This is a genomic window from Nonomuraea sp. NPDC050451 (genome assembly GCF_044458585.1).
The window spans coordinates 186,968-211,706 of the sequence record NZ_JBITHZ010000012.1; the positions used below are offsets into that span (position 1 = coordinate 186,968).

The 24,739-nt window shown below is 71.1% G+C and carries 23 protein-coding genes and 2 pseudogenes; 14 read left to right on the plus strand and 11 right to left on the minus strand.

What is annotated here, in order from left to right; translation table 11 throughout:
• Window positions 1–4: 4 nt before the first annotated feature.
• From ACIBI9_RS32820 to ACIBI9_RS32845, 6 genes are read right to left on the minus strand one after another with little or no spacing between them, the layout of a single operon-like run.
• Window positions 5–550: a gluconokinase gene (locus ACIBI9_RS32820; RefSeq protein WP_397227638.1), complete on the minus strand. Its 546-nt coding sequence runs from the start codon at window positions 548–550 to the stop codon at window positions 5–7.
• Entirely contained in the window at window positions 540–1,769 is a 1,230-nt protein-coding gene (manD, locus tag ACIBI9_RS32825) for a D-mannonate dehydratase ManD (RefSeq protein ID WP_397227640.1), read from the minus strand. The genes ACIBI9_RS32820 and manD overlap by 11 nt, the downstream gene beginning before the upstream one ends.
• Window positions 1,770–1,812: 43 nt before the next feature.
• On the minus strand, window positions 1,813–2,961 hold the full coding sequence (dgoD, locus tag ACIBI9_RS32830) for a galactonate dehydratase (RefSeq protein ID WP_397227642.1): 1,149 nt from the start codon (window positions 2,959–2,961) through the stop codon (window positions 1,813–1,815).
• A 5-nt stretch (window positions 2,962–2,966) separates the two neighbouring features.
• The gene (locus ACIBI9_RS32835) at window positions 2,967–3,782 is read right to left on the minus strand and encodes a carbohydrate ABC transporter permease (protein ID WP_397227644.1); all 816 of its coding nucleotides are present in this window, start codon (window positions 3,780–3,782) and stop codon (window positions 2,967–2,969) included.
• Window positions 3,779–4,729, minus strand: a complete 951-nt coding sequence (locus ACIBI9_RS32840) for a carbohydrate ABC transporter permease (protein ID WP_397227646.1) — start codon at window positions 4,727–4,729, stop codon at window positions 3,779–3,781. The genes ACIBI9_RS32835 and ACIBI9_RS32840 overlap by 4 nt, the downstream gene beginning before the upstream one ends.
• Before the next feature lie 28 nt (window positions 4,730–4,757).
• On the minus strand, window positions 4,758–5,996 hold the full coding sequence (locus ACIBI9_RS32845; protein WP_397227648.1) for an ABC transporter substrate-binding protein: 1,239 nt from the start codon (window positions 5,994–5,996) through the stop codon (window positions 4,758–4,760).
• A gap of 242 nt (window positions 5,997–6,238) precedes the next feature.
• Between ACIBI9_RS32845 and ACIBI9_RS32850 the strand changes: the two genes are divergently transcribed.
• The gene (locus ACIBI9_RS32850) at window positions 6,239–6,943 is read left to right on the plus strand and encodes a FadR/GntR family transcriptional regulator (protein ID WP_397227650.1); all 705 of its coding nucleotides are present in this window, start codon (window positions 6,239–6,241) and stop codon (window positions 6,941–6,943) included.
• A 15-nt stretch (window positions 6,944–6,958) separates the two neighbouring features.
• Here ACIBI9_RS32850 and ACIBI9_RS32855 read toward each other — a convergent pair whose 3' ends face one another.
• Window positions 6,959–8,854: a helix-turn-helix domain-containing protein gene (locus tag ACIBI9_RS32855; protein ID WP_397227652.1), complete on the minus strand. Its 1,896-nt coding sequence runs from the start codon at window positions 8,852–8,854 to the stop codon at window positions 6,959–6,961.
• A 213-nt stretch (window positions 8,855–9,067) separates the two neighbouring features.
• Between ACIBI9_RS32855 and ACIBI9_RS32860 the strand changes: the two genes are divergently transcribed.
• The 7 genes and pseudogenes from ACIBI9_RS32860 to ACIBI9_RS32890 all read left to right on the plus strand — a co-directional run bounded on the left by ACIBI9_RS32860 (window position 9,068) and on the right by ACIBI9_RS32890 (window position 15,434).
• A complete protein-coding gene (locus ACIBI9_RS32860; RefSeq protein WP_397227654.1) occupies window positions 9,068–10,420 on the plus strand; it encodes an MFS transporter in 1,353 nt (450 codons plus the stop codon).
• Complete coding sequence (locus tag ACIBI9_RS32865) at window positions 10,417–12,450, plus strand: FAD-dependent oxidoreductase (RefSeq protein ID WP_397227656.1); 2,034 nt, start codon at window positions 10,417–10,419, stop codon at window positions 12,448–12,450. Before ACIBI9_RS32860 ends, ACIBI9_RS32865 begins: the two co-directional genes overlap by 4 nt.
• Before the next feature lie 219 nt (window positions 12,451–12,669).
• Entirely contained in the window at window positions 12,670–12,972 is a 303-nt protein-coding gene (locus tag ACIBI9_RS32870; RefSeq protein WP_397227658.1) for a hypothetical protein, read from the plus strand.
• A gap of 68 nt (window positions 12,973–13,040) precedes the next feature.
• Window positions 13,041–13,454, plus strand: a pseudogene (locus ACIBI9_RS32875) (molybdopterin-binding protein).
• Window positions 13,455–13,464: 10 nt separating this feature from the next.
• Window positions 13,465–14,274 carry a molybdate ABC transporter substrate-binding protein gene (modA, locus tag ACIBI9_RS32880; protein WP_397227660.1) on the plus strand — a complete coding sequence of 270 codons (810 nt, stop codon included), beginning with the start codon at window positions 13,465–13,467 and terminating at the stop codon, window positions 14,272–14,274.
• Between the two features lie 225 nt (window positions 14,275–14,499).
• Window positions 14,500–15,079 (plus strand): annotated as a pseudogene (locus ACIBI9_RS32885) (hypothetical protein).
• A gap of 103 nt (window positions 15,080–15,182) precedes the next feature.
• Window positions 15,183–15,434: a hypothetical protein gene (locus ACIBI9_RS32890; RefSeq protein WP_397227662.1), complete on the plus strand. Its 252-nt coding sequence runs from the start codon at window positions 15,183–15,185 to the stop codon at window positions 15,432–15,434.
• Here ACIBI9_RS32890 and ACIBI9_RS32895 read toward each other — a convergent pair.
• Window positions 15,423–15,893 carry a hypothetical protein gene (locus tag ACIBI9_RS32895; protein ID WP_397227664.1) on the minus strand — a complete coding sequence of 157 codons (471 nt, stop codon included), beginning with the start codon at window positions 15,891–15,893 and terminating at the stop codon, window positions 15,423–15,425. The genes ACIBI9_RS32890 and ACIBI9_RS32895 overlap by 12 nt on opposite strands.
• 241 nt (window positions 15,894–16,134) lie before the next feature.
• On the opposite strand from ACIBI9_RS32895, the gene ACIBI9_RS32900 reads away from it, so the two are divergent.
• Window positions 16,135–16,389, plus strand: a complete 255-nt coding sequence (locus ACIBI9_RS32900; RefSeq protein WP_397227932.1) for a hypothetical protein — start codon at window positions 16,135–16,137, stop codon at window positions 16,387–16,389.
• Here ACIBI9_RS32900 and ACIBI9_RS32905 read toward each other — a convergent pair.
• Complete coding sequence (locus ACIBI9_RS32905) at window positions 16,355–16,576, minus strand: hypothetical protein (RefSeq protein WP_397227666.1); 222 nt, start codon at window positions 16,574–16,576, stop codon at window positions 16,355–16,357. The genes ACIBI9_RS32900 and ACIBI9_RS32905 overlap by 35 nt on opposite strands.
• Window positions 16,577–16,703: 127 nt before the next feature.
• Here ACIBI9_RS32905 and ACIBI9_RS32910 point away from each other — a divergent pair, with 127 nt between their 5' ends.
• Window positions 16,704–17,222, plus strand: coding sequence for a PadR family transcriptional regulator (locus tag ACIBI9_RS32910; RefSeq protein WP_397227668.1), 519 nt, complete (start codon window positions 16,704–16,706; stop codon window positions 17,220–17,222).
• Window positions 17,223–17,358: 136 nt separating this feature from the next.
• Window positions 17,359–17,613, plus strand: a complete 255-nt coding sequence (locus tag ACIBI9_RS32915; protein WP_397227934.1) for a hypothetical protein — start codon at window positions 17,359–17,361, stop codon at window positions 17,611–17,613.
• A gap of 54 nt (window positions 17,614–17,667) precedes the next feature.
• On the opposite strand, the gene ACIBI9_RS32920 is transcribed toward ACIBI9_RS32915, so the two are convergent.
• Both ACIBI9_RS32920 and ACIBI9_RS32925 read right to left on the minus strand, forming a co-directional pair.
• Window positions 17,668–21,498, minus strand: coding sequence for an NACHT and WD repeat domain-containing protein (locus tag ACIBI9_RS32920; RefSeq protein WP_397227670.1), 3,831 nt, complete (start codon window positions 21,496–21,498; stop codon window positions 17,668–17,670).
• The gene (locus ACIBI9_RS32925; RefSeq protein ID WP_397227672.1) at window positions 21,495–21,911 is read right to left on the minus strand and encodes a hypothetical protein; all 417 of its coding nucleotides are present in this window, start codon (window positions 21,909–21,911) and stop codon (window positions 21,495–21,497) included. Before ACIBI9_RS32925 ends, ACIBI9_RS32920 begins: the two co-directional genes overlap by 4 nt.
• 371 nt (window positions 21,912–22,282) lie before the next feature.
• On the opposite strand from ACIBI9_RS32925, the gene ACIBI9_RS32930 reads away from it, so the two are divergent.
• The 3 genes from ACIBI9_RS32930 (at window position 22,283) to ACIBI9_RS32940 (ending at window position 24,739) form a co-directional block, all read left to right on the plus strand.
• The gene (locus ACIBI9_RS32930) at window positions 22,283–22,846 is read left to right on the plus strand and encodes an MFS transporter (RefSeq protein WP_397227674.1); all 564 of its coding nucleotides are present in this window, start codon (window positions 22,283–22,285) and stop codon (window positions 22,844–22,846) included.
• A gap of 154 nt (window positions 22,847–23,000) precedes the next feature.
• Window positions 23,001–23,546, plus strand: a complete 546-nt coding sequence (locus ACIBI9_RS32935) for a copper chaperone PCu(A)C (protein WP_397227676.1) — start codon at window positions 23,001–23,003, stop codon at window positions 23,544–23,546.
• Window positions 23,546–24,739, plus strand: a complete 1,194-nt coding sequence (locus ACIBI9_RS32940; RefSeq protein ID WP_397227678.1) for a Dyp-type peroxidase — start codon at window positions 23,546–23,548, stop codon at window positions 24,737–24,739. Before ACIBI9_RS32935 ends, ACIBI9_RS32940 begins: the two co-directional genes overlap by 1 nt.

Genomic DNA, 24,739 nt, shown 5'->3' on the forward strand with positions numbered 1-24,739 from the left:
CTGATCAGGGGATGGCCGGGCGGCTGGCGGAGGGCAGGCCGAGCCGGGCCGTCACCGCCGCCGCCAGCTCGTCCGGCGGCAGCGCCACCTCCAGCACCATCCCGGACTCCTCCGGGCCGAGGTGCTCCAGGGTCGCCCGCTGCGAGTCGAACAGGCCGGGCGACATGTAGTGGCCGGTGCGGCGGGTCAACCGGTCCCGGATCAGCGTCGCGGGCCCGTCCAGGTGGACGAACTCCACCTCCGGCGGGCCCTGCCGCAGCACGTCCCGATAGGAGCGCTTGAGCGCCGAGCAGGCCAGCACCGTGGAGACGCCCTCGGCGTGCCGGGCGGCCATCCAGGCGGCCAGATCGCGCAGCCACGGCCAGCGGTCCGCGTCGTTCAGCGGGATGCCGGCGCGCATCCGCGCCACGTTCGCCTCCGGGTGGAACTCGTCCGCCTCGGCGAACCGCAGCCCGGTCAGCTCGCTGACTTTGCGGGCCACGGTCGTCTTGCCCGCGCCCGACACGCCCATGACCACGACGTGCCGGGTGCGCCGGTGCTCACCAGTCATGGACGGTGCCGTCCTTGAGCCGGTTGAACGGCAGGTACGCCGGTTGGTACGGGAATCGCGCAGCGGCCTCCTCGTCGAGATCCACGCCGAGCCCCGGCAGCTCCCCGGGGTGCAGGTAGCCGTCGGAGAAGCTGAACGACTGCCGGAACACCTCGTTGGTCGCCGCGCCGTGCTGCATGTACTCCTGGATGCCGAAGTTGTGGATGGCCAGGTCCAGGTGCAGGGCGGCGGCCATGCCGACCGGGGAGATGTCGGTCGGGCCGTGGATGCCGGACTTGATCTGGTACTGGGCGGCGTAGTCGAGCAGCTTGCGCATGGCCGTGATCCCGCCGGTGTGGGTGACGGCGGAGCGGACGTAGTCGATGAGCTGCTCGCGGATCAGGGTCTGGTAGTCCCACACGGTGTTGAAGACCTCCCCGATGGCCAGCGGGGTGGTCGTGTGCCGGCGGACCAGGCGCAGCGCCTCCTGGTTCTCCGCCGGCGTGCAGTCCTCCAGCCAGAACAGGTCGTACGGCTCGAGGGCCTTGCCGAGCCGGGCGGCCTGGATGGGCGTCATCCGGTGGTGCCCGTCGTGCAGCAGCGGCAGCTCGGGGCCGAACTCGTTGCGCACCGCCTCGAAGACGCCGGGCAGGTGGCGCAGGTAGGCGCGGGTGTCCCAGTCCTCTTCCGCGGGCAGCGCGGTGCGCTGGGCCGGCTCGTAGTCGTACCGCTTGCCCTCGACGCTCGGCTGGGCGGCCACGCCGTAGACGGCGTTGATGCCCGGTACGGAGGTCTGCACCCGCAGCGAGCGGTACCCCATCTCCAGGTGCCGGCGGATCGAGTCGAACAGCTCCGGCAGGTCCCGGCCCGAGGCATGCCCGTACGCCATGATGCCGTTCCGGGAGGCGCCGCCGAGCAGCTGGTAGAGCGGCATCCCGGCGGCCTTGGCCTTGATGTCCCACAGCGCCACGTCCACGGCCGCGATGGCGGCCATGGTGACGGGCCCGCGCCGCCAGTACGCCGAGCGGTAGAGGAACTGCCAGGTGTCCTCGATGCGATGCGGGTCCCGTCCGATCAGCAACGGGACGACGTGGTCGGCCAGGTACGACGCGACCGCCAGCTCGCGCCCGTTGAGGGTGCCGTCGCCCAGCCCGGTGATCCCCTCGTCCGTCGTGATCTTGAGGGTGACGAAGTTGCGGTCGGGACTGGTGACGATGACGTCCGCTGCGATGATCTTCACGCGGGTGCCTTTCTCACGTCGGCGGTGCGTTCGGGGGTCGTGGTTACCATTCCGCGTACGAACCGTCCCGATGTCGCCAGACGGGGCTGCGCCAGGCGTGTCCTCGTTTGTCGGCGGAGCGGACCGCCTGGTCGTCGATCTCGATACCCAGGCCCGGCGCGGTCAGCCGCTCGACGTGTCCGTCCACGAAGGTCAGCGGGGTCTTGTCGAGGCAGTAGTCGAGCACCTCGGCGCCACGGTTGTAGTGGATGCCGATGCTCTGCTCCTGGATCAGGTAGTTGGGCGTGGCGAAGCCGACCTGCAGGCAGGCCGCGAGGGCGATCGGGCCGAGCGGGCAGTGCGGGGCGAGCTGCACGTCGTACACCTCGGCGAGCACGGCGATCTTGCGGACCTCGGTGATGCCGCCGGCGTGCGAGAGGTCCGGCTGGGCGACCGCGATGCCGGCCTGGAAGACCGGCAGGAACTCCTGCCGGCTGTAGAGCCGCTCCCCGGTCGAGACCGGGGTGGTCGTCGAGCGGACGAACTCGCCGATGAGGTGCGAGTTCTCCGGGACGACCGGCTCCTCCAGGAACAGCGGCCGGTACGGCTCCAACAGCGGCGCCACCCGGCGGGCGTTGGCCAGGGTGAAGCGCCCGTGGAAGTCGACGGCCACGTCGCGGTGGTCGCCGAGCACCTCGCGGGCGGCGGCCACCCGGGCGACCACGCCGTCCAGCTCGGCGACCGAGGCCACGGGGCTCATCCTGCCGGAGGCGTTCATCTTCACCGCGGTGAGCCCGGCCTCGACCTGGGCGGCGATGTGGTCGCGGACCTCGCTTGGCTCGTCGCCGCCGACCCAGCCGTACACCCGGATCCGGTCCCGGACCGGGCCGCCGAGCAGCTGATGGACGGGGGCGCCGAAGTGCTTGCCGGCGATGTCCCAGAGGGCCTGGTCGAGGCCCGCCACGGCGCTGGCCAGGATCGGGCCGCCCCGGTAGAACGAGCCCTTGGTCAGCACCTGCCAGTGGTCCTCGATGCGCAGCGCGTCCTGGCCGATCAGCAGCTCCGCGAGCTGGTCGACGGCGGCGCGGACGGTCTCGGAGCGCCCCTCGCAGGTGGCCTCGCCCCAGCCGACGATCCCGCAGTCGGTCTCCACCCGGACGAAGAGCCAGCGGGGGGCGACGAGGAAGGTCTCGATGCGCGCGATGGTCGTCATGCCGCTCAGCCCTTCGTCGCACCGGCGGTGAGGCCGGAGACCACGTACTTCTGCACGAACAGGGCGATCACCATGATCGGCACGGTGACCACGGTGGCCGCGGCCATCAGGCCGCCCCAGTCGATGCTGGCGTAGCCGACGAAGTCGAAGATCGCCACGGGCAGGGTCTTGGTGTCGGCGTCGGACAGTACGAGCGCGAACATGAAGTTGTTCCAGGAGAAGATGAAGGACAGGATCCCGGCGGTGGCGATGCCCGGCACGGACAGCGGCAGGGTGATGCGCCGGAACGCGCCGACGTGGGTCAGCCCGTCCACCAGCGCCGCCTCCTCCAGCTCCTCGGGCAGGCTGTCGAAGTAGCCCATCATGATGTAGACCACCAGCGGCAGCGAGACGAACATGTGGCTGATGATCAGCACCCCGAAGCCGCCGACCATCTTCAGGTTGGAGAAGACGTAGTACCAGGGCACCAGCAGCGAGACACCGGGGATGACCCGGGCCATCAGCACCACCAGCGCGGACTTCTTCATGTTGAACCGGCTCATCGAGTACGCCGCCGGCACGCCGAGGATCAGCGACGCCACCGTGGCGGCGAACGCCACCCAGAGGCTGTTGACGATGAACTCGACGTAGTTCGCCTGCTGGAGCACCTTGGCGTAGTTGTCCATGGTGGGCGAGAAGGCCAGGGCCTTGCCCGGGTCGTAGATGTCGACGTTGGTCTTGAACGACGCGGAGATCATCCAGAGCAGCGGCGCGACCAACGACAGCACCACGAAGGTGAGCGCCACCACCCGGAACACCTGGTACGCGGGCCGGGCCTTCATCGCTGCGCCTCCTTGCGCCGGGCGGTCAGGGCCCACATGGCCCCGATGATGATCAGGAAGAAGAGGATGAGCACGGTGGAGGAGACGCCGTACTCGTTGTAGTCGAAGCTGAGGCCGTAGGCGTACACGTTGAGCGTCTCGACCTCGTGGAACGAACCGCCGCCGCGGCCCTTCGTGGCGTACAGGATGTCGAAGGTCTTCAGGGCGTCGATGCCGCGCAGCAGGACCGCCACGGTCAGCGTGGGCATCAACAGCGGCAGGGTGACGTGCCGGAACCGCTGCCAGGTGCTGGCGCCGTCGATGCGCGCCGCCTCCTGCGGCTCCTCCGACAGCGAGGTGAGCCCGGCCAGCAGGATCAGCACCACCATCGGCGTCCACTGCCACACGTCGATGAAGATCGTGGTGGGCAGGGCCGAGTGCTGGCCGGACAGCCACGGCTGCGGCCCGATGCCGAACCAGCCGAGGAGCTGGTTGGCCAGGCCGATGTTCGGGTCGAAGATGAGCCGCCACATCATGCCGACCGCCACCGGGGTGGCGACGAGCGGCATGAGGATGGCGACCCGGACCCACCGCTGCCCCTTGAAGGGCCGCCAGAGCAGCAGCGCGATCGCCATCCCGAGGACCACCTCGAACAGCAGCGCGACGACGGTGAACGTGGCGGTCCGCCCGACCGCGGGCCAGAACCGCTCGGTGTCCGACAGGACGTCGAGATAGTTCCGCAGGCCCACGAACTCGCTCTCCGCGCGGACGGATCCCTCGGCGTCGGTCAGGCTGAGGTAGCCGGTCCAGGCCAGGGGGAACACGAGCAGCGCGGCGACGAAGACCATCGCGGGCGCGGCGAAGAGCCATTTGCGGTGCTCGTCGACCCAGCGCAGCCACCCGGGCGTGCCGGGGGCGGCGGGGGCGCCGCGCGGCGCCTTGGTGGTGGGTGTGGTGATCGTTGCCATGGGGACTCCAGGGGTCGGCGGGTGCCGCTTACTTGGCCTCGTCGTCCAGGAACTTCTGGAACGCGGCGTTGGCCGTGTCGGCGGCCGCCGCGGCGTCCTTGCCGGTGATCGCGTCGACGATCGGCTGGCCCACGATCTCGCGGGACTCGGCGACCTTCACGACCAGCGGCCGGTCATGACCCACCCCGTCCTTGGTGCTGGCCGCGATGGCCTCCACCAGGTCCTTCGGGAAGGTTGAGGTGCCCTCCGGGTTGGACCAGACGGAGCTGCGGGCGCCCGGCACGCCGGACTTCTGCTGGGCGAGCGTCTGCGCCTTGCCGGTGGCCCACTCGATGAACTTCCAGGCGTTGGCCGTGTTCTCCGAGCTGGAGTTGATGCCCAGCGCCCACGACGGGATGTTGTACGGCTTGGAACCGCTCGGGCCGGCCGGGAACGGCGCGAAGCCGACGTTGTCCGAGACCTTGGACTTGGCGGGGTCGGTGGCGTTCTTGTAGAGCGAGTTGGCCTCGGTGTAGAAGGCGGCCTTGCCCTGGGTGAAGATGGCCATCGCCTCGGGCCAGCCCATGTCGGTGCTGACGTTCGCGGGGCCGGAGTCCTTGATCAGCCCGCCGTAGTAGGCGTACGCCTGCTTGGCCGCCTCGCTGTTGACCGCGGCCTTGCCGCTGCCGTCGACGAAGTCGCCGCCGAAGCTGTAGAGGAAGCTGGAGAACTGGGTGACCGCCGGCGACTTGCCGGTACGGGCGACGAAGCCGGCGACGTCCGGCTCGGCCGCCTTGATCTTGGCGGCGGCGGCCTTGAGCTCGTCGAGGGTCTTCGGCGGGGCGCTCAGGCCGGCCTTGGCGAGCAGGTCCTTGCGGTAGTAGAGGACCTCCTGCTCGGTGATGATCGGGACGCCGACCGGCTTGCCCTCGTACGTGGTGGCCTCCACCGGGCCGGCCTGGAAGTCGCCGAAGTCCCAGTCCTTGTTGGCCTTCACCTGCTCCGACAGGTCGGCCAGGTACTTGTTCTTGGCGAAGAGCCTGCCCTCCTGCAGGGGGCGGTACATCATCACGTCGATGTCGGAGGAGCCGGCGTTCAGCTTGACGTTGTACTGGTCGGAGAGCTGGTCCTCGCCGAGCTGGGTGATCTCGGCCTTGAGCCCGGTCTGCTTCTCGAACTCGGGCAGGGCCTTCTTGATGTTGTCGGTCCACACGTGGTTGGCCAGGGTGATCCGGACCGTCTTGGACCCGCCGCCGTCACCGCCACCGCCACAGGCGGACAGGGCCATGGCGGCCACCACGGCCAGAGATGTACCGAATATCGCTCGACGTCGCACGTCATCCCGCCTTTCTGTCATGGTCGCCGCCCCCCGGAAGAGCGCCACATGCTCGTAACATCTGCTTAATGCCGGGATGCTAGGCCAAAAAAGCTGACTTATTCAAGAGTCAACCTTCAACTGATATGTTCTATGCCGTGAATCAGTCCTCCCCGGGGGCCGCCCCCACTCGGCCCGCCGCTGCGGAGGCTGGGTTGCACGCACGCGTCCTCGACCACCTCGGCACCGCCATCTGCAGCGGCGACGTGGCCGCCGGTTCGGTCCTGAGCATCGAAGACCTGGTCGACCGCTATCAGGTCTCCCGCTCGGTGATCCGCGAGGTGCTGCGGGTGCTCGCGTCCATGGGGCTCATCGAGACCCGGCGCCGGGTCGGGATCATGATCCAGCCCCCCGGGGTGTGGAGCGTCTTCGATCCGCAGGTGATCCGCTGGCGGCTCGCCTCGGACGGGAGGATGGCGCAGCTGCGCTCGATCACCGAGCTGCGGACCGCGATCGAGCCGCACGCCGCCTGGCTGGCCGCCGAGCGGGTCGACGACGACGAGGCGAGCGAGCTGGTCGGGCTCGCGGCCAAGATGTGGGCCGCCGGGAAGGCCGGCGACGAGGCCCGCTTCCTCGACCTGGACATCGACTTCCACCGGCGGGTGCTGGCCGCCTCCGGCAACGAGATGTTCGCGAAACTGCAACTGATCGTCGCCGAGGTGCTGGCCGGCCGGCACCACTACCACCTGATGCCGCACTACCCGGACGAGCAGGCGCTGCAGCTGCACAACGACGTCGCCCAGGCGATCCAGCGGCGCGACGGCCAGCGGGCCCGGGAGGCCATGGTGGGGATCATGGAGCAGGGGTTCGCCGAGATGAAGTCGCTGTGGGAGCGGACCGCCGAGCCGGGCGGCGGCTGACCGGCGGCTTCCGCGTCAGTGCGGGGCGGTCCGGGGCGGGCGGGGCCTGCCCGCCAGGATGGTCCACAGGTGCGGGGCGACGTCGTCCTCGGGGAGTTGGGCGATCATGTAGCGGACGCAGCGTTCGATCTTGACCCGATACAGCCGGGCCCCCTCGTTCCCGTCGGCGTCGCGCAACGCGTCGTAGACGGCGGTGTCCTCGTTCGCGATGGTGTCGCACGCCTGGCTGTAGTCCATGTCCAGGACGTTGACGAACATGCGCAGCCGCGCCGTGAGGCGTTCGAAGGTGCCGGCGGCCTGCGGGAGGTCCGCGGTACGGGCGAGGGCGTCCTGGAAGCGCAGGTCGGTTTCGCGGATGCGGGCGTTGTCGCCGTCCCGGGCGGCGGCGCGTACCTCCGCCAGGGCGGCTGACGCGGGGGCGAGCTTCTCGCGGCCGAGCATGGCGACGCGGCGGATGAGCAGCGCGCCGAGGCCGGCGCGCAGGGCGTAGAGATCGAGGACGTCCTTGGCCGTGACGGCGGGGACGGCGGTCGCGCCGCCGGGGAGCAGGTCGAGCATGCCTTCCTCGGCCAGTGCCCGAAGGCCCGCGCGGATGACCCGGCGGGACAGGCCGAGGCGGGCCGCGAGCGGCGCCTCCCGTACGCGCTCGCCGGGCCGATGGCGACCGGAGAGGAGGGCTTCGCGCAGCAGGCCCACGACGGGGTCGGTGGTGATGGGGGCGCCGGGCGGAGCGTCGGGGGAGGCGCTCCCGGGGAGGTCCTGTGCGCGCGCGTCGCGGGCGTTCGAGTCATTTCCAGGGCCGCAGATGGCCGGGGTGTCGTACGGCGGGCGCGGTGCGGCGACCCTGGTGAAGGGGGCCGTGGCGGGGGTCCACGTGGTGGACCAGGTCAGCAGCGCGTCGCGCAGCCGGGGCAGGTCGGGTGCGGTCTCGCGAGGGGACTGAGCGTCGGCGGGCTCGCGAAGGAGCTGAGTGTCGGCGGCCTCGCGGGGGAATTGACCGTGGGCGGCCTCGCGGGGGAGCTGAGTGTCGGCGGCCTCGCGGGAGAACTGAGTGTCGGCGGCGAGCAGGCGGTGGGCCTCGTCGGTCCACGCGGCCGGGCTGGGCGCCCGGTGCCAGCGCAGGCGCGCGGCCGTGTCCGGTCGATCGAGGGCGTCGCATTCCTGCGCCGGTACGCCGTGCGCCAGCACGTGCACGCTTGCCCCGGCACCCACCGCCGACCTGACCTGCTCCAGGAACGCGCGCAGGGCGGGATGGTCCAGGTGCCGCTCGCCCCGCAGCGCCGCGAAGGCGCAGGCCACGGCCAACACGTGGGGCGCCTCCCGGTCCTGGCCGAACAGCCGGCCCGCAGAGGCGCGTACGGCCTCGCCCCCTCCCGCCCGGGCCGTCACGGCGAGCACGCACACCGGCGGGGCGATGAACAGGCCGACCACCTCCTCGGCGCGCTCCGGCAGGGACCACGCCCGGCGCGGCCCGGCCGTGGCGCGCGCCCCGGGCTGGACGCGGTAGGCCCGCCAGATCCGGCTCACCGTGCTCTGGCTCAGGCCGGTCTCGGCCGCCATGGAACGGGTCGACCAGGACTGCCTGGCACCGGCCGGTGGCGCGGTGAGCGTGCGGACCAGGACGTGCGCCACCGTGTCGTCGTCGGCCGCGGGAGGCCGCCCGGGGCGGGGCTGCTCGTCGAGGCCGTCCAGCCGTCCGGCGAGGAAGCGGGCGCGCCACTTGCCGACCATGTCGCGGGAGACGCCGAGGCGCCGGGCCACGGCGGTGCTGGTGGGCTCGTCCTCGCACGCCAGCACGATCCGCGCCCGCAGGGCCAGGGCCTGCGAGCAGGTGCGGCTGCGGGTCCACGTCCGCAGCGTGGCCCGTTCGTCCTCGGTGAGGATCACGGCGTCGCGGGGACAGCCGGCCATGCCGGCAACCGTAGCCGAATTTCTGATTCAGAGGTACCCCGGCGGCCGGCGAGGCGGCGCGAGCATTGTTGGCCGCCCCAGGCCGTCACATACTTCGAAGCCATCCGGTGGCCACACTGCCGGCGCCTCCAGGAAACCGCGTGTTCGCGAGGCGCCCGGTACCAACGACACGAGATCAACCCCCCGACCAGGGGACCTCTCCCGGAGGCCGTGATGACCGCAAACGCAGGAAACAGACTGGATGACGCGCCCCTGTCGCGCTTCCACAAGAAACTGGCGCTGTACTCCTCCGGGGGCCCGTTCCTCGACGGCTACGTCCTCAGCGTCATCGGCGTCGCCATGGTGCAGATCACGCCGCAGCTGAGCCTGTCCGACTCCGCCCAGGGCCTCATCGGCGCGTCCGCGCTCATCGGGATCTTCCTCGGTGCGTTCGCGGGCGGCTACCTGACCGACAGGTTCGGCCGGCAGGTCCTGTACACCATCGACCTGATCGCCATCATCGCCTGCTCCGTCGCGCAGTTCTGGGCCACCGATCCGGTGTGGCTGTTCGTCCTGCGCCTGCTGATCGGCATGGCGGTCGGCGCGGACTACCCCATCGCAACGTCGCTGCTGGCCGAGTTCACGCCGCGCCGCTATCGGGGGCCGCTGCTGGGCGGCCTGGTCGTCATGTGGTTCGTGGGCGCAGCGGTGGCGTACATCGTCGGCGAGGCGCTGCTGGCGATCGGTGACGACGCGTGGCGGTGGATGCTCGCCAGCGCCGCGCTGCCCGCCGCGATCATCGTGCTGCTGCGGCTGGGCACGCCCGAGTCCCCGCGCTGGCTGGCGAACAAGGGCCGCGCCGAGGAGGCCGAGGCCGTACTCAAGCAGGTCTTCGGACCCGACGCGACGATCGCCGACCTGCCGGGGGAGGAGCGCGAGAACGTCGACGCCAAGGCGATCATCCGCGCCGGCTACGGCGGGCGGATGCTCTACATCTCCGTCTTCTGGACCTGCTCCATCGTCCCGCTCTTCGCCATCTACGCCTTCGGCCCGACCATCCTCGGCGCCCTCAACCTCGAAGGCTCGCTGGCGAACCTCGGATCGGCCCTGATCACCGTCATGTTCCTCATCGGCTGCGTGATCGCCCTGTTCGGCGTGAACCGCATGGGCCGGCGCCCCCTGGTCATCCACAGCTTCATCTGGTCGGGCCTGGCCCTGCTGCTGCTCGGCCTCTTCCCCGGCGCCCCCGCGGCCGTGATCATGACCCTCTTCGCCCTGTACGCGGTCATCATCGGCGGCACCCAGATCCTGCAGTGGATCTATCCGAACGAGCTGTTCCCCACCGAGGTACGCGGCTCCGCCGTCGGCCTGGCCTCCTCCGTCAGCCGGATCGGCGCCGCCGTCGGCACGTACCTCGTCCCCATGGCCCTGAGCGGCTGGGGCATCGGCGGCACCATGCTCGCGGCCGCGGCCATCAGCCTCATCGGCGCCGTCGTCTCCGCCCGGTGGGCACCCGAGACCCGCGGCATGGCCCTGCACGAGGCCGCCGCCCTGGCGCCCCGGAGAATCAGCGGAGGTGTGGGGTGACCGTCAACGACCCCCTGATGAGCCCGTTCGTCCTCAAGAACCTGACTCTGCGCAACCGCATCGTCAGCACCTCTCACGAGCCGGCCTACAGCGAGGACGGCCTGCCCAAGGACCGCTACCGCGCCTACCACGTCGAGAAGGCCCGTGGCGGCGTCGGGTTGACCATGATCGGCGGCAGCGCTCTGGTCAGCCGGGACAGCGCGCCCGCGTTCGGGAACCTGCAGCTCTGGAAGGACGAGGCGGAGCCGCTGCTGCGCCGGCTCGCCGACGAGGTCCACGAGCAGGGCGCGGCCGTGATGACCCAGCTCACGCACCTCGGTCACCGTACGAGCAACTACACCGACAACTGGCTCCCGGCGATCTCGGCGAGCAACGTCCGCGAGCCCGCGCACCGCGCGTTCGCCAAGGCGGCCGAGCAATGGGACCTCGACCGGGTGCTGCGGGACTTCGTCGACGTCGCGCAGCGCTGCCGGTCCGCGGGTCTCGACGGCATCGAACTCATGGCGTACGGGCACTTCCTGGACTCGTTCTGGACGCCGTTCTGGAACCACCGCGACGACGAGTACGGCGGCTCCTACGAAAACCGCATGCGCTACCCGCTGCGGGTCATCCGCGCCGTCCGCGAGGCGGTCGGGCCGGAGTTCGTCATCGGCGCGCGTATGACCTTCGACGAAGAGCGCGAGGGCGGCCTCGAGACGCACGAGGCGCTGCGCATCGCCGCGGACATCACCGAGGCCGGGATCGACTTCATCAGCCTGATCAAGGGGTCGATCGGCACCGACGCCGACCTGGCCCGCGCCATCGCGCCGATGTCCACGCCGGCCTCTCCGCACCTGGAGTTCGCCGGGCGGATCAAGCAGAAGCTCTCCGTCCCGGTCATGCACGCCGCCCGGATCAGCGATGTCGCCACCGCACGGTACGCGATCGAAGAGGGCCTGCTCGATCTGGTCGGCATGACCAGGGCGTTGATGGCCGACCCCGAGCTGCCCAACAAGGTGCGTGACGGTCACACCGACCGGATCCGTCCGTGCGTCGGCGCCAACATGTGCATCGACGGCATCTACGGCTCGGGCGCGGCCTTCTGCATACACAACCCGTCCACCGGCCGCGAGCGCGAGGTGCCCCAGCGCATCGAGGTCGCGCGCACGACGAGGCGCGTCGCGGTGGTCGGCGCCGGGCCCGCCGGTCTGGAAGCGTCCCGCGTCCTCGCGGAGCGCGGTCACGCGGTGCGGCTCTTCGAGGCCGCCGACAAGGTGGGCGGGCAGCTGCTGCTGGCCTCGATGGCGCCGCGCCGTCGCGATCTTCGCGGCATCATCGACTGGAGAACCGACGAGCTCGCCCGGCTGGGCGTGCCGATCTCGTTGAACACCTACGTCGACGGCCGGACGCTGCTCGAACAGCCATGGGACGTCGTCATCGTCGCGACCGGCGGCACCCCCGCGACACCCCGCATCCCCGGGGCCGGCCTGGTCCATGACACCTGGGACGTGCTCGCCGGCACGCGTCGGCTGCGGGGGCGGGTGATGGTCTACGACGACCACGGCGGCAACCAGGCACTCGACGCGGCGGAGGCCCTCGTCCGGGAAGGCGCCACCGTCGAGATCGTCACGCCCGAGCGGACGCTCTCACCCGACGTCGGCTCGCTCACGGCGTCCGGCTATTTCCACTCATTGGCGGAGAACGGTGTCGCGGTCACCGTCCTTCGCCGACTGCACGGGGTCTCCAAGACTCCGGACGGTTTGGCGGTGGAACTCGGTGTGGACGGCTTCGCGTTCCGTGAACACCGCATCTTCGATGCCATCGTGGCCGAGATGGGCACCGATCCGGTCCAGGAGCTCTACGACGAGCTGCTCGACTCCTCCACCAACCTGGGGGCCGTCGACCTGGCGGACCTGCTGGCCCGCAAGCCCCAGTCGGTGGTGCGCAACGAAGCCGGTTCGTTCCGGCTGTTCCGCATCGGGGACGCGGTGGCGAGCAGGAACGTCCATGCCGCGATGCTGGACGCGGCCCGCCTCTGCCGGACCATCTGACTCGGCCCCAGGCTCGGGCGGCGCGGTAGCGGCCGGGGCCGGTGGCGGTGAGGACCAGGCGTAGCTGCGCGTTCTTGACGTCGGGATCGATGTGGGGCTCGGTCAGCTGGAGGACGTCGGACAGCAGCGGGCCGGTGGAGGTGTGCTTATCCGCGCCGTGGGAGGTCTGGTAGCGCACGGCGGCGGAGGGTGTGCTGCGGCAGACTGCGCAGTCGCGCCATGGTGAACGAGCGCGGCCGGCGACCTGGCCGCCGCTGGGCCGCCGCTGGGCCGCCACTGGGCCGCCGCTGGGCCGCCGCGTCCGCGCTCGCCACCGCCCTGCTGGCCACTCACGCCAGCCGCCACGGTTGCGACGGCCGCCACACTCACGCCAGCCGCCACGCCGCGACTGGCGCCACACTCACGCCCCCCGCCACGGTCGCGCCCGCCGCCGGCCTCTCCTCCGTTCGGCAGACCACCGTCGGCGCGGTCGGCGGGAACCGCGTGCTCTCGGGTCTCGTGAATGCCACGGCTGAGCGGTAGATCATACCGCTATTGCGGACCAGGACGGGTATTAAGGCTCGAATCTGCTGGCGGTATCCTGAGAGCTTGTGACGACGTTTCGGATCAGCGAGGCCGCCGCGCTGCTCGGGGTCAGCGCTGACACGGTCCGCCGCTGGGTGGACGCGGATCGGCTGGGAGCCGGCCGGGACGAGCACGGTCATCAGCAGGCGAACGGCGCCGACCTGGCCGCTTTCACTCGCTCGCAGATCGAGGAGAGCGGCGACGGCAACCGCTCCTCGTCCCGTAACCGCTTTCGCGGCATCGTGACCGAGGTGATCCGCGATGCGGTGATGGCGCAGGCGGAGATCGCCGCCGGGGCCGTTCCGGAGGGTGCCGCTGATCAGCCTCCAGGCCGCCGACGAGCTCGGCCTGGAGGCGGGGTGGTGGCGGTCGCCGTGATCAAGTCCACCAACGTCGTCGTGGAGATTCCCGGTCACGAACGCGTGGCCAGTCACTTGTGAGGAGCCCCCTGTGGTGTTCAGGCGTCTTTCCCGATGGGCGATCGCCCTGCCCGTGGCATTCGCGCTGGCGGGCCTGTCCGGTTGCGGCTCCGGCGGACCGGCCACGTCCACGACCGCGGCTTCGTCGGCCCCGGCCGCCGGTGGTGCTGCCAAGGAGGTGACGGTGTTCGCTGCGGCGTCGCTGACCGGGACGTTCACCGAGCTCGGCAAGACTTTCGAGGCCGCGCACCCGGGTACGACGGTGAAGTTCAACTTCGGCTCCAGCGCGACGCTGGCCCAGCAGATCGCCCAAGGGGCTCCTGCGGACGTGTTCGCCGCGGCGAGCCCGGCCACGATGAAGACGGCGACCGACGCGTCGCTGGCGAATGCGCCGACCACGTTCGTGCGCAACAAGCTGGAGATCGCCGTGCCGAAGGACAATCCGGCCAAGGTGGACGAGCTGAAGGATCTGACCGACAGCAAGGTGAAGGTGGCGTTGTGCGCCGAGCAGGTGCCGTGCGGGGCGGCGGCGATCAAGGCGCTGGACGCGGCCGGGCTCAAGGTCAAGCCTGTGACGCTGGAGCAGGACGTCAAGGCCACGCTGACCAAGGTGGAGCTGGGCGAGGTGGACGCGGCGCTGGTCTACAAGACGGACGTGATCGCGTCGGCGGGCAAGGTCCAGGGCATCGCGTTCCCCGAGGCCGACCAGGCGATCAACGACTATCCGATCGCCACCCTGACCAAGGCTCCCGCGGGTGACCTGGCCAAGCAGTTCGTGGACCTGGTGCTGTCGCAGCAGGGCAAGGACGTGCTGACCAAGGCCGGCTTCGAGGCCCCCTGATCCGGGATGAGCTCTTCGCCGCCGGAGCCGCTCGGCCCGGCAGGTCCGCGTGCCGGGCCCGCCGGGCGTCCGGCCGCAGGTCGCGAGGTCTCCGGGCGTGCCGGGTGTTCGGTTGCGGGTCGCGGGGTCTTCGGGCGTGCCGGGTGTTCGGTTGCGGGTCGCGGGGTCTTCGGGCGTGCCGGGCGTTCGGCTGCGGGTCGCGGGGTCTCTGGGCGGCTGCCGTGGATGCTGGTCGTCCCCGCGCTGGTGGGCCCGGCCTTCCTGGTGCTGCCGCTGGCCGGACTGCTGATCCGCGCCCTCTGGACCACGCTGCCGCAGCGGCTGGCCGAGCCGCAGGTGCTGGAGGCGTTGCGGCTGTCGCTGGCGTGCGGCACCGTCGCCACCGCCGTGTGCTTGCTGCTCGGGGTGCTGCTGGCCTGGCTGCTGGCCCGGGTGCCGTTTCCCGGGCGGCGGCTGGTCCGAGCACTGGACACCGTGTCGCTGGGACTGCCGCCGGTGGTGGGCGGTGTGGCGCTGGTGCTGGGGCGGAGCGGGCTGGTAGGGCAGTGGCTGGAGTCGTCGTTCGGGATCACGTTGCCGTTCACCGCGGCGGGGGTGGTCGTCGCGGAGGCGTTCGTGGCGACGTCGTTCCTGGTGATCAGCGTGGAGGGGGCGCTGCGGGGCACCACCCGTACGATGCCGCCGGCCCTCTACCTGGCCTTGGAGACGGAGCCGGAGGCGGCGGGTCGTGCTCAGCCTCGTCCTGCTCGCCGTCTCCGTGACCATCCTGGCCAGACTGCGCGACCGATTGGTGAGCGCGCCATGACCTTCGCCGACATCACCCCCGTCGCCCTGGCCGACCTCGACCTGACCCCGGGCCGGCAGATCTGGCCCTCGGTCGAGGCCGCCGAGACCCATGCGTACCCGGCATGAACGCCGAGCGGCTCGGCCACGACTGCAACGCCATCTGTCTCGGCGGGCCCTGCCACGGTCTGCTCACCCACGTCGACCAGGACATCGGCATCCTGACCGTCCCCGTGCCGCGCCGCTCGCCGGACGAGCCCCAGACGTGCGCCCGCTACCGCATCACCCGCGAACGGGTGCGCTACTTCGGCCAGGCCGAGCCGTACATCGCCCTGCACTGGGCCGACCCGCCCTGCTCCTGCGGCCTAGACCCATAACCGGTCGTCGGCGCACATCCTGATGTCGGTGACCTGGCTGATGTGCCGCGCTCCGCAGCGGTCGCCCGGCATCACGAGATGCGGCCCCTCCTTTTCGAGGTCGCGGCAGTCCATGCTGACGGCGAGCAGCGCCGCCGTGTTGCCGAACTCGGGGTCGATCTCGCCCCACGACAGTACGGCGCGGTGGCCGTCGCGTCCCAGGACCGCGATCAGGAAGCGCAGCCGGTCTTTCCGCTCCGCCGGGTCGAACAGTGGCTCGGCGGCCTGGAGCACGTCGATGAGCAGCGGCCCGGTGAAGTAGTGGCGCCGCGGCCCGGAACTGCGGCACTCGAAACTCACCGCCATTTCCCGCTGCGGCATCGAGCGGAGCGTCGCGGCGCTCACCCAGCCGGGCGCGCGCACCTGGCCCGACAGCGTCACCTGGCCATCCGTTGGGAGTTCGGTCGACGTGGGGTGCACCGGCGCCTCCTCGCGTGCCCAGCCGCTCGGCTCATCTGCGAGCTCTATTCAGCTTACTCATGGCGGATGAGAGGAGAAGGAGGCGATCGGCGCCGTTTGTGAGTCGGCCGAACCTCTTGCCCTCTTCCACTGTCAGTAGTCTCATGGTGACTACCAAGCGCTGGCTCAGTCGATCAGATCAGGAGAGAGGAAGCCGACGCCGAGGACGTCGAACGCGTGGTGCGGGCCACCCGCCGCGGCCCTGCCGTTCGGCGGCTACAGGCAGTCCGGCTGGGGGCGGGAGATGGGCCGCGAGGTGCTGGAGGCGTGCACCGAGGACAAGCCGGTGTGCGCCCAGCTGTTGGAGGACCTCCCGGGCTCGGGATTGGCGGACCCGGGGAACGAGGGGTGGGTGTGGGCGGCGCGCTGCCAGGCGGGAACCTGCACGCCGGCCGCGCCCACCCCTTCTGGCCGGCGCCGTCTCAGAGCTGGCCGTGGGCGGGCTCGACCCAGCTGAGCACGACGAACGGGGTGGCGCACGAAGGATGGTGGACCCGGCCTGCCGTGACCCGATAGGGGACGCTGCGCGTCGAGCCGTCCGCCTCGAAGGCGAAGACCTCCACGACGCCGACGTCCTGGTCGATGCGGGTCAGCATGCCGTCGTAGGGGCCGCCGACGCAGATGGCGTTCGGGACGGGTCTCATCCCGGGCGACGCCCTAAGGTGCCGGCCTCGTTCTCCCTCACAGAGCAGTCCTCCGCAACCGTGGCTAGTCAATGCGAGACTACTTGGCGACCTCCTGACGTCCGCGACTGGCCCTACCCTTGGCCGTGTGGATTATCGCGCCTTGTCGCTCACCGAGTGGGTCGTGCTCGCGCTCGTGGCGGAGGGGCCCACGTACGGCTTCGCCGTCGCGCGACTCACCGCTTCCACCGGTGCCGTCGGCGCGATCTGGCAGGTGCCGCGGCCTCGGGTCTACCGCGCGCTCGATCGGCTCACCGACCTGTCTCTCATCGAGCCGTGCGGCAAGGAGCGGGGGGAGAGCGGTCCGCAGCGTACGGTGTTCACCGCCACGGCGGCCGGGACGTCGGCCGTGGGCGGGTGGTTGAGGTGCCCGGTCGAGCACATCCGCGACATCCGTACCGAGTTCCTGATCAAGTTCGCCCTGCTCCAGCGATCCGGCGCGGACCCGCGCCCGCTGCTGGACGCGCAGGCGGAGCGCATCGAGCCGATCATCATCAGCCTGCGCAGGCAGCGGGACAAGGCGCATGGCTTCGACCACGTCGTGGCCGCCTGGCGGTATGAGACGGCCGAGGCGGCGCTGCGCCTGATGCAGACAGCCCGGCACTGACCTGGACCGCCGCCAGGCGGCTCGACACGCGATGCGATGATTTCGGGTGATAACTCCCGCGCGGAGGGCGACCGTGCATGAACGCCATCACCGATCCCCACCTCCGCGGGCCACCTCGGCGCTGCTGACCATCGACGTGCAGCGCGACTTCCTGTCCGAGGCGCCGTACGGCGTCGCGGGCACCAGCGAGGTGCTGCCCACGCCGGCCTCGCTGACCGCCGCCTTCCGCGCCGCCGGACGGCCGATCGTCCACATCGTCCGCCAAGGCGGGCGGAGAGCACGATGCAGGCATACGCCACTGGCGTGCCGTTGTATCTGGTGTGGTGTGAGCGGCCCGGGCACGACTGTCAGGTCGCGATGGAGGGTCTCGGCGGCCTCATGGTGTGGTTGAGCTGGAGCCAGCCACGGGTGCCAGGCTCGTACCGGGAACGTGCCGGCTTGATCATCATCCCCCATTGCCGCACGGGGGAGAGTAAGAGATGTCGCCCACGTAGCGGCGCCATGCGTCGGCGGTCATGGCTTCCGCGCTGGAGGCGCAGATGCGGCGGATGGCGGTCTCCGCATCCAGCTCCCACAGCTGAATCGACCTGTCTCCCCCTGCGCTGGCCAGCAGGTGCCCGTCCGGGCTGAACGCCATAGACGCGACGGCGCCGTTGTGGCCGGTGAGGCGCTGCCCCCGGGGTTCGGCGCGGCCCGAGGCGGAGATGTGCCACAGCCATACCGACCCGTCCCCTCCCTCGCTGGCGAGGGTGTGCCCGTCGGGGCTGAACGCGAGCGTGCCCGTGGCCTGGGATGGCAGCACCCCCAGCGGTTTCGGCTGGGTCAGGTCGCGGACGCTCCACAGGTTCACTTGTGTGCCGGCGACGGCGAGGGTGTGCCCGTCGGGGCTGAACGCGAGCGAGTGCACGCTATCCGCGGAGTGGGACGGGAGCCGGCTCAGCGGCTTCGGGCGAACGGGGTCGGCGATGTTCCAGAGGCTCACGTCGTTCCCGTCGGCACTGGCGAGGGTGTGGCCATCGGGGCTGAACGCCAGCGAGACGACGGGAACTCCGTCGCCTGTGGGACCGGAGAGCGGTTGTGCCGAGGCGGTCGGGTGTGCGGGGTCGGCAACATCCCACAGCCAAACCGATCCGTCTTCGCCGATGGCGACGAGGAAGCGCCCGTACGGGCTGAACGCCACCGAGGTGAAGGCGTCACTTTGGCCAGTGAGGGCCGGGCCGATCTGTACGGCGCGGTCCCGCGCCGTGATATTCCACAGACGCAAGGAGCGGCCTCCATGGTTTCGGTCGCCGACGGTGGCCAATGTACGCCAGTCGGGGCTGAGCGCCATGGGGCCGAGGACTCCGTCGAATTGTGCGGCGAACCCGCTGGGGAATTCACCCAGGGGCATCGGACGGGCCGGATCGGTCGTCCTCCACAGCCGCGCGGCCCAGCCGACGCCGACGAGAGTCCTGCCGTCGGGGCCGAAGGCCACCGATGGGGTCGATCCCGTGGCATCGGTGATGCGGCCGACGGCGAAATTCCACAGCCGCACCGTTCCGTCTTCGGCGGCACTGGCGAGCGTGCGGCCGTCCGGGCTGAACGCCAGCGACCGGACGCCTCCGGTGTGGCCGGTGAGGGGCCGGCCGATCGCCTTCACCTCACTCTGCTCGGAGACGTTCCACAGCCGGATCACATTGTCGTCCGTGCTGGCAAGCGTGAAACGATCCGGGCTGAACGCCACGTCGCTGACGACGTCGGTGGAGCCGCCGAGAGGCCGGCTGACCAGGTTCCCGGTATAGGGATCCCACCGCCGTACGTCGTCGCTCGCGCTGGCCAGTTCGCCGCCGGGGCTGAAGGCCAGTGCATTGACCGAAGTGAGGAAGCCGTCGTGCACCAGAGGCCGGCCCAGCGGTCGCGGGTGCGCCGGATCGTCGAGGCTCCACCGCCACACCTTCTGGTCGTTGTCGCCGACGGCGAGCATGTGCCCGTCGGGGCTGAACGCGAGCGAGAACACGCCGTTCGTGAAGTGGGCCGGCAGTCGGCCGAGCGGTTTTGGCCGGGCCGGGTCGCGGACGCTCCACAGGTGCACCTGGCTGTCGGCGACGACGAGAATGTGCCCGTCGGGGCTGAACGCGAGTGTGGACAGGTAGTCGCTGTGCAAGGAGAGGGGGCGGCCGAGCGGCTTCGGGCGGGCTGGGTCGGCGACATCCCAAAGCCGCACCGACTTGTCGTAGCCGAGGCTGGCGAGAGCCTGGCCGTCAGGGCTGAACGCCACTTCCAGGATGCCGTCGGTGTGGCCGCTGAGGGGCCGGGCCAGTGGCTTGGGATGGGCCGGGTCGGCGACGTCCCACAGCCGTATCAGTCCGTCGCCGCCGGCGGCGGCGAGAATCCGCCCGCTCGGGCTGAACGCCACCGAATTGATGGAGTCGGCCTGGACCGCCAGCCGGATGGATAGGGGAGTGTGCTGGATGTTGAGAATACGGGTGTAGGTGTCGTCGCCGGGATTCCTGCGGTGTGCGACGAGAGTGAGCTGGGCCGACAGGGAGATATCGGTGTCGGCGAGCCGGTCCGCCTCGGCGAGGATGCGGTTGTAGGTGGCCGTGTCGCGCTGACGGAGGGCCTCGCCTCGCTCCCGTACGCCGATCACGGCGGTGGTCGCGGCGACCACAGCCAGCACGGCCAGGGCGGCGATGACGCTGACGCGCAGCCGCGCCGTACGGCGGTGCAGGCGGGCGCTCGCGGACAGGAACGCCCGCGCAGCGAGACTGAGGTCGCCGACCGGCGCGGCGGCCGCCCAGGCCTGCGCGACCTCCAGGCGGCTTCCCCGATACAGCAGGGCGGGATCGCCCCCTGCCCGTTCCCACGCGGCCGTCTCCTCTTCGAGGTCCTGGTGCAGTATCCGGCCCGTACGGTCACCGTCGATCCAGCGGCGCAGCTGCGGCCAGCCGTGCAGCAGGGCCTCGTGGGTGATCTCCACGGTGTCCTGCTCCCGGGTCAGCAATCGCGCCTCGGTGAACACGTCCACGACGGCGGAGGCGGTGGGGCTGTCTCCAGAGGCCTCCACCAGTTCGGTCCATGACACGCGCCGCCGGCTGTCATCCGCACCTTCGCCGATCTTCACCAAGCGCAGGAACACGGTCCTGGCCGCCTTCCGCTCGTCGGCGGCCAAGCCGGCGAAGGCCCGGTCGGCGGTGGTGGCGAGCGCCCGCTGGATGCCCCCAGTGGCCTGGTAGCCCTCGACCGTCAGCGTGGCGCCGTTCCGCTGCTGCCAGCTCACCCGCAGCGCGTGCGCCAGCAACGGGAGCCGTCCCGCCTCGTAGCCGGTCGTCTCCTCCTCGCCGGGGCCGTTCGTCGCCCCGAGATCGCGCAGGAGCAGTTCGACGAGGCCAGGTTCGATCTCCAGTCCCACGTCCTGCGCGGGGAAGATGATCGCCTCGCGCACCTCCGCCCGCGACATCGCCCCGACCAGCAGCGGAGCGTCCTCCAGAGCCGTCCGCAATCCGGGGTGGCCGGCACAGGCCGCGTAGAAGTCGGCTCGCATCCCGATCACGACCAGCCCGGCCGGCCGTGCTGCGGGCGCTTCCGCCTCCGGGTACGGGTCGGCGATCCGGCTGAGCAGGTCGATGAAAATGCGCCTCTGGCGGTCGTCGGCGCATACGGTGAACAGTTCCTCGAATTGGTCCACCACCACGACGACTCGCATCGCGTGGTCGTCGTCGATGTGCCCGGCCAGCATCGCCGCACCCGCACACGGATCGGCACGGAGACGGTCTGCGGTCTCTGCCGTGTCCGTGCCGGTGAGCGAGCAGATCTGGGCGGCGAGAGCCCCGACGGGGTCGGTCGTGGGCGTGAACAGCAGGACCGGCCAGCGGTGAGAGTCTGGCAGGGCCGACTGGGCCAGTCTTGGCAGCAGGCCGGCGCGGAGCAGCGAGGACTTCCCGGTGCCCGATGGCGCGATCACCATTTGGATCCTGCCCACGCCCCGCAGTCGCTGGTCGAGACGGGCGAGCAGGTCGGCCACCAGGCCGTCGCGGCCGAAGAACCAGCGCGCCTGTTCCGGCGCGAATGCCGCCAGCCCGGGGTAGGGGCATTCAAGCGCCTCCCCCGGCCGGGTACGCCGCCGGGTGTGCGGGCCGACACTGTAGTAGAAGTGCTGGTCCCGGCCGGCCTGGTTGATCCGTGCATGGCCGGACGCGTGCGCCTCCTGGCGGACGCCTTCCCCCTGCCGGTCGGCCCCGCCGAGGGGGCTGTCCGGGGTGTCGTCGGGGCCGGGGTCTCGGGTCGTGCTGCTCACCCCTCCGTGATGTGCTGGTCACCACCGGCCTGGTAGACCCGGCCGTGCCCGCTCGCGGTCGCCTTCATCACGATCGACCCGATCCGCGTGCTCTCGTCCCGAGACAGCACGGGCGTAAGGTCCTCCTCCAGGACCCGCCGCAGCTCTCCGGCCAGGGACGGGTCGGCGCGCAGCAGTTGCTGCAGCCGGACCTGCCAGGAGCCGGCCAAGGCCTGCTCGGTGTCGGTGTCGCCGTCCCGGCGGGCCTCGAGCACCTGATCACGGACCTCGACCAACTCCGCCTCGACGGCGTCGGCCTGCTCGGGGCGGACCTTACGCCACAGTGCGACCGCACCGTCGCGGGCCGACTGCCAGGCGTCGGTGGCCATGGCCGTCACCAGCGCTGTGCCCGCGGCCAAAACGATCGGATCCACGTTGACCTCCTCACGGGCGGGTATGACCGTCATGGTCGGCCAAAGCCCGCGACCAGCCTGGCCACGACCCTGGACAAGCACCGCCGATCACGTAGCCCCGACGGCACGATCGCGAACCTGCGCCAAAGGTCGGTCAGGAGTTTCACTGGAGCATCGCGGGCGGCCAGGGCCCCGTTACCCGCATACGATTGCACGAGCACGATCCACCCTTGCGCCACGGACGCCTTCTTCCACGTGACCGTGCCGGGGGCCGCGTCACCGTGAGCGGAGGCCCGTCGCTCCAGGAGTCGCAGGTGCGCGCGGCGATCATCGAGGCAGGGCACGATGGCGGATTCCGGAGCGAGGGGGCGGGATGGGATGATGAGCCCGCTATGACCGCCTCCTTGCCGTTCCGCCTCGCCCGTGCCGCGGTGTTCGCCGTGGTGTGCGTGGCGCTGGGCGTGCTGGCGCACCTCTTCGGCGGGGGTTCGGTCGCGGGGCCGGTGATGGCCGGCGGGCTGCTGCTGGCGTTCGGGGCCGCGGCCGTCGCCTCAGGGCGTGAGCGGCCGCTGGCGGTGATCTTGCCGCTGCTCGCAGGCCTGCAGGTGGTGCTGCATGTCCTCTTCTCTCTCAGCCACACTCCGGCCGTGCACGCGGGGCTCGGCCATGCCCACGCGGGACTGGCGCCCAGTGCCGGCATGCTCGTCGCGCATGCAGGGGCGACCGGGCTGATCGCCCTGTGGCTGGCCCGCGGCGAGGCCGCCCTGTGGGGGCTGCTGCACCGCTTGGCCGCGCGGCTGTGCCAGGTCCTCCTGGTGGTCTTGCCGCAGCCGGTCCATGAGCCGGTCGCCGTGGTGACGGCGCCCGAGCCGGGCCGGCTGCGCTCGGTGGTGCTGGCGCACTCGGCGCCCCGGCGCGGGCCACCGTTCACGCAGGTATTCGCTTTCTCCAGCTGACCTCCCGGTGAGGCTGGAGTCCGTCATCATGCCCGGCTCCGGCCGGGTCCGCGTGGCCGCCGTCGGCGCGGCCGCGTCAAGCGACCCTGTGTGATCTGCCTTCGGCGCGGTGGGAACGCCACCGTGCGCCGAGGCCTGCCTGGAAAGGCCCACCATGTATTCTCCCTGTTCGCGTTCTCTGCTCCTTCCTGCCGCGGCGCTGGCCGCGGCCGTGCTCGTGTCCGGTTGCGGTGGCCAGACCACTGCCGCGGCGCCGCCGTCGCGCGCCGCGGCCGCGGTGGCCACCGACGCCCCCTCGCCCGCCTTGACCATCACCGACCCCTGGGTCAAGACCGGCGAGAAGGGCATGACCGCTGCCTTCGGCACCCTGGTCAACAACACCGACGCCGAGCTGACGGTCGTCTCCGGCACCTCGCCGCTGTCCCCGAAGGTCGAGCTGCATGAGGTGGTGGAATCCGGGGGCAAGATGGTGATGCGCCCCAAGGAGGGCGGATTCGTCGTCCCCGCCCACGGCTCGCACCAGCTGGCGCCCGGTGGCGATCACATCATGCTGATGGGCGTCACCGGCAAGGTGGAGCCCGGCGCCGAGGTGCCCTTCACGCTGACGCTCGCCGACGGCGCGACCGTCCGGTTCACCGCGATCGGCAAGGACTTCGCCGGCGGCAAGGAGAACTACCAGCCCGGCGAGGACAAGAGCTGATGGACGCGTACACCGGTAGCAGGTCCCGCCTGACTCGGCGGGGCCTGCTGGCCTCCAGCGCCGCCGTCGCGGCCGGCGTGCTCGCGGCGCCGGCCGAGGCGCAGGCCGCTCCACCGGGCTCAGCCGTGGAGCCCTTCCACGGCCCGCACCAGGCCGGGATCGCCACCACCCCGCAGGCCCACGCCGTCTTCGTCGGCCTCGACCGGCGCGACGGCGTCGGCCGCGAGGCGGTGGCCCGGATGATGCGGTTGCTGACCGATGACGCCCGCCGCCTGAGCGCGGGCGGTCCCGCCCTGGCCGACACCGAACCCGAGCTGGCGGTGCTGCCCGCCCGGCTGACCGTCACGTTCGGGTTCGGTCCGGGTCTGTTCGACGCGGTCGGCCTGAAGGATTCGCGCCCGGCCTCGGTGAAGGCGCTGCCGCGCTTCTCCATTGACAAGCTGCAGCCCCGCTGGAACGGCGGGGACGTGCTGGTGCAGATCTGCGCCGACGATCCGCTGACCGTGGCCCACGCCCTCCGCATGATCATCAAGGACGCCCGCGCCTTCACCCGCGTCCGGTGGATGCAGCGCGGCTTCCGGCGTGCCGCCGGTGTACAGGACTCCGGGCTGACCCAGCACAACATCATGGGCCAGCTCGACGGGACCGCCAACCCCGTCCCCGGCACCCCTGTCTTCGACCGCGTGGTGTGGGCCGGAGCGGGCGCGCCCGCCTGGCTGCAGGGCGGCACCACGCTGGTGCTGCGGCGGATCCGGGCCGAGATGGAGACCTGGGACGCCGCCGACCGGGTCGCCAAGGAGTTCACCGTCGGCCGCCGCCTGGACACCGGCGCCCCGCTCACCGGAACCGCCGAGCACGATCCGCCCGACTTCGCCAAGCTGACGGCCGTCGGGTTCCCGGTCATCTCGGAGTACGCCCACATCAGGCGAGCGCACAGCACCGACCCGGCCAAGGGGATCTTCCGTCGTCCCTACAACTACGACGAAGGGTTCACCTCGGCCGGGCACTCCGACAGCGGCCTGATCTTCGCCTCCTACCAGGCCGATGTCAGCGCCCAGTTCCTGCCCATCCAGCGCCGGCTGGCCGAGGCCGACCTGCTCAACGAGTGGACCACACCGATCGGATCGGCCGTGTTCGCCCTGCCGCCGGGCTGCGAGCCCGGCGGCTGGATCGGGCAGAGCCTGCTGGCATGA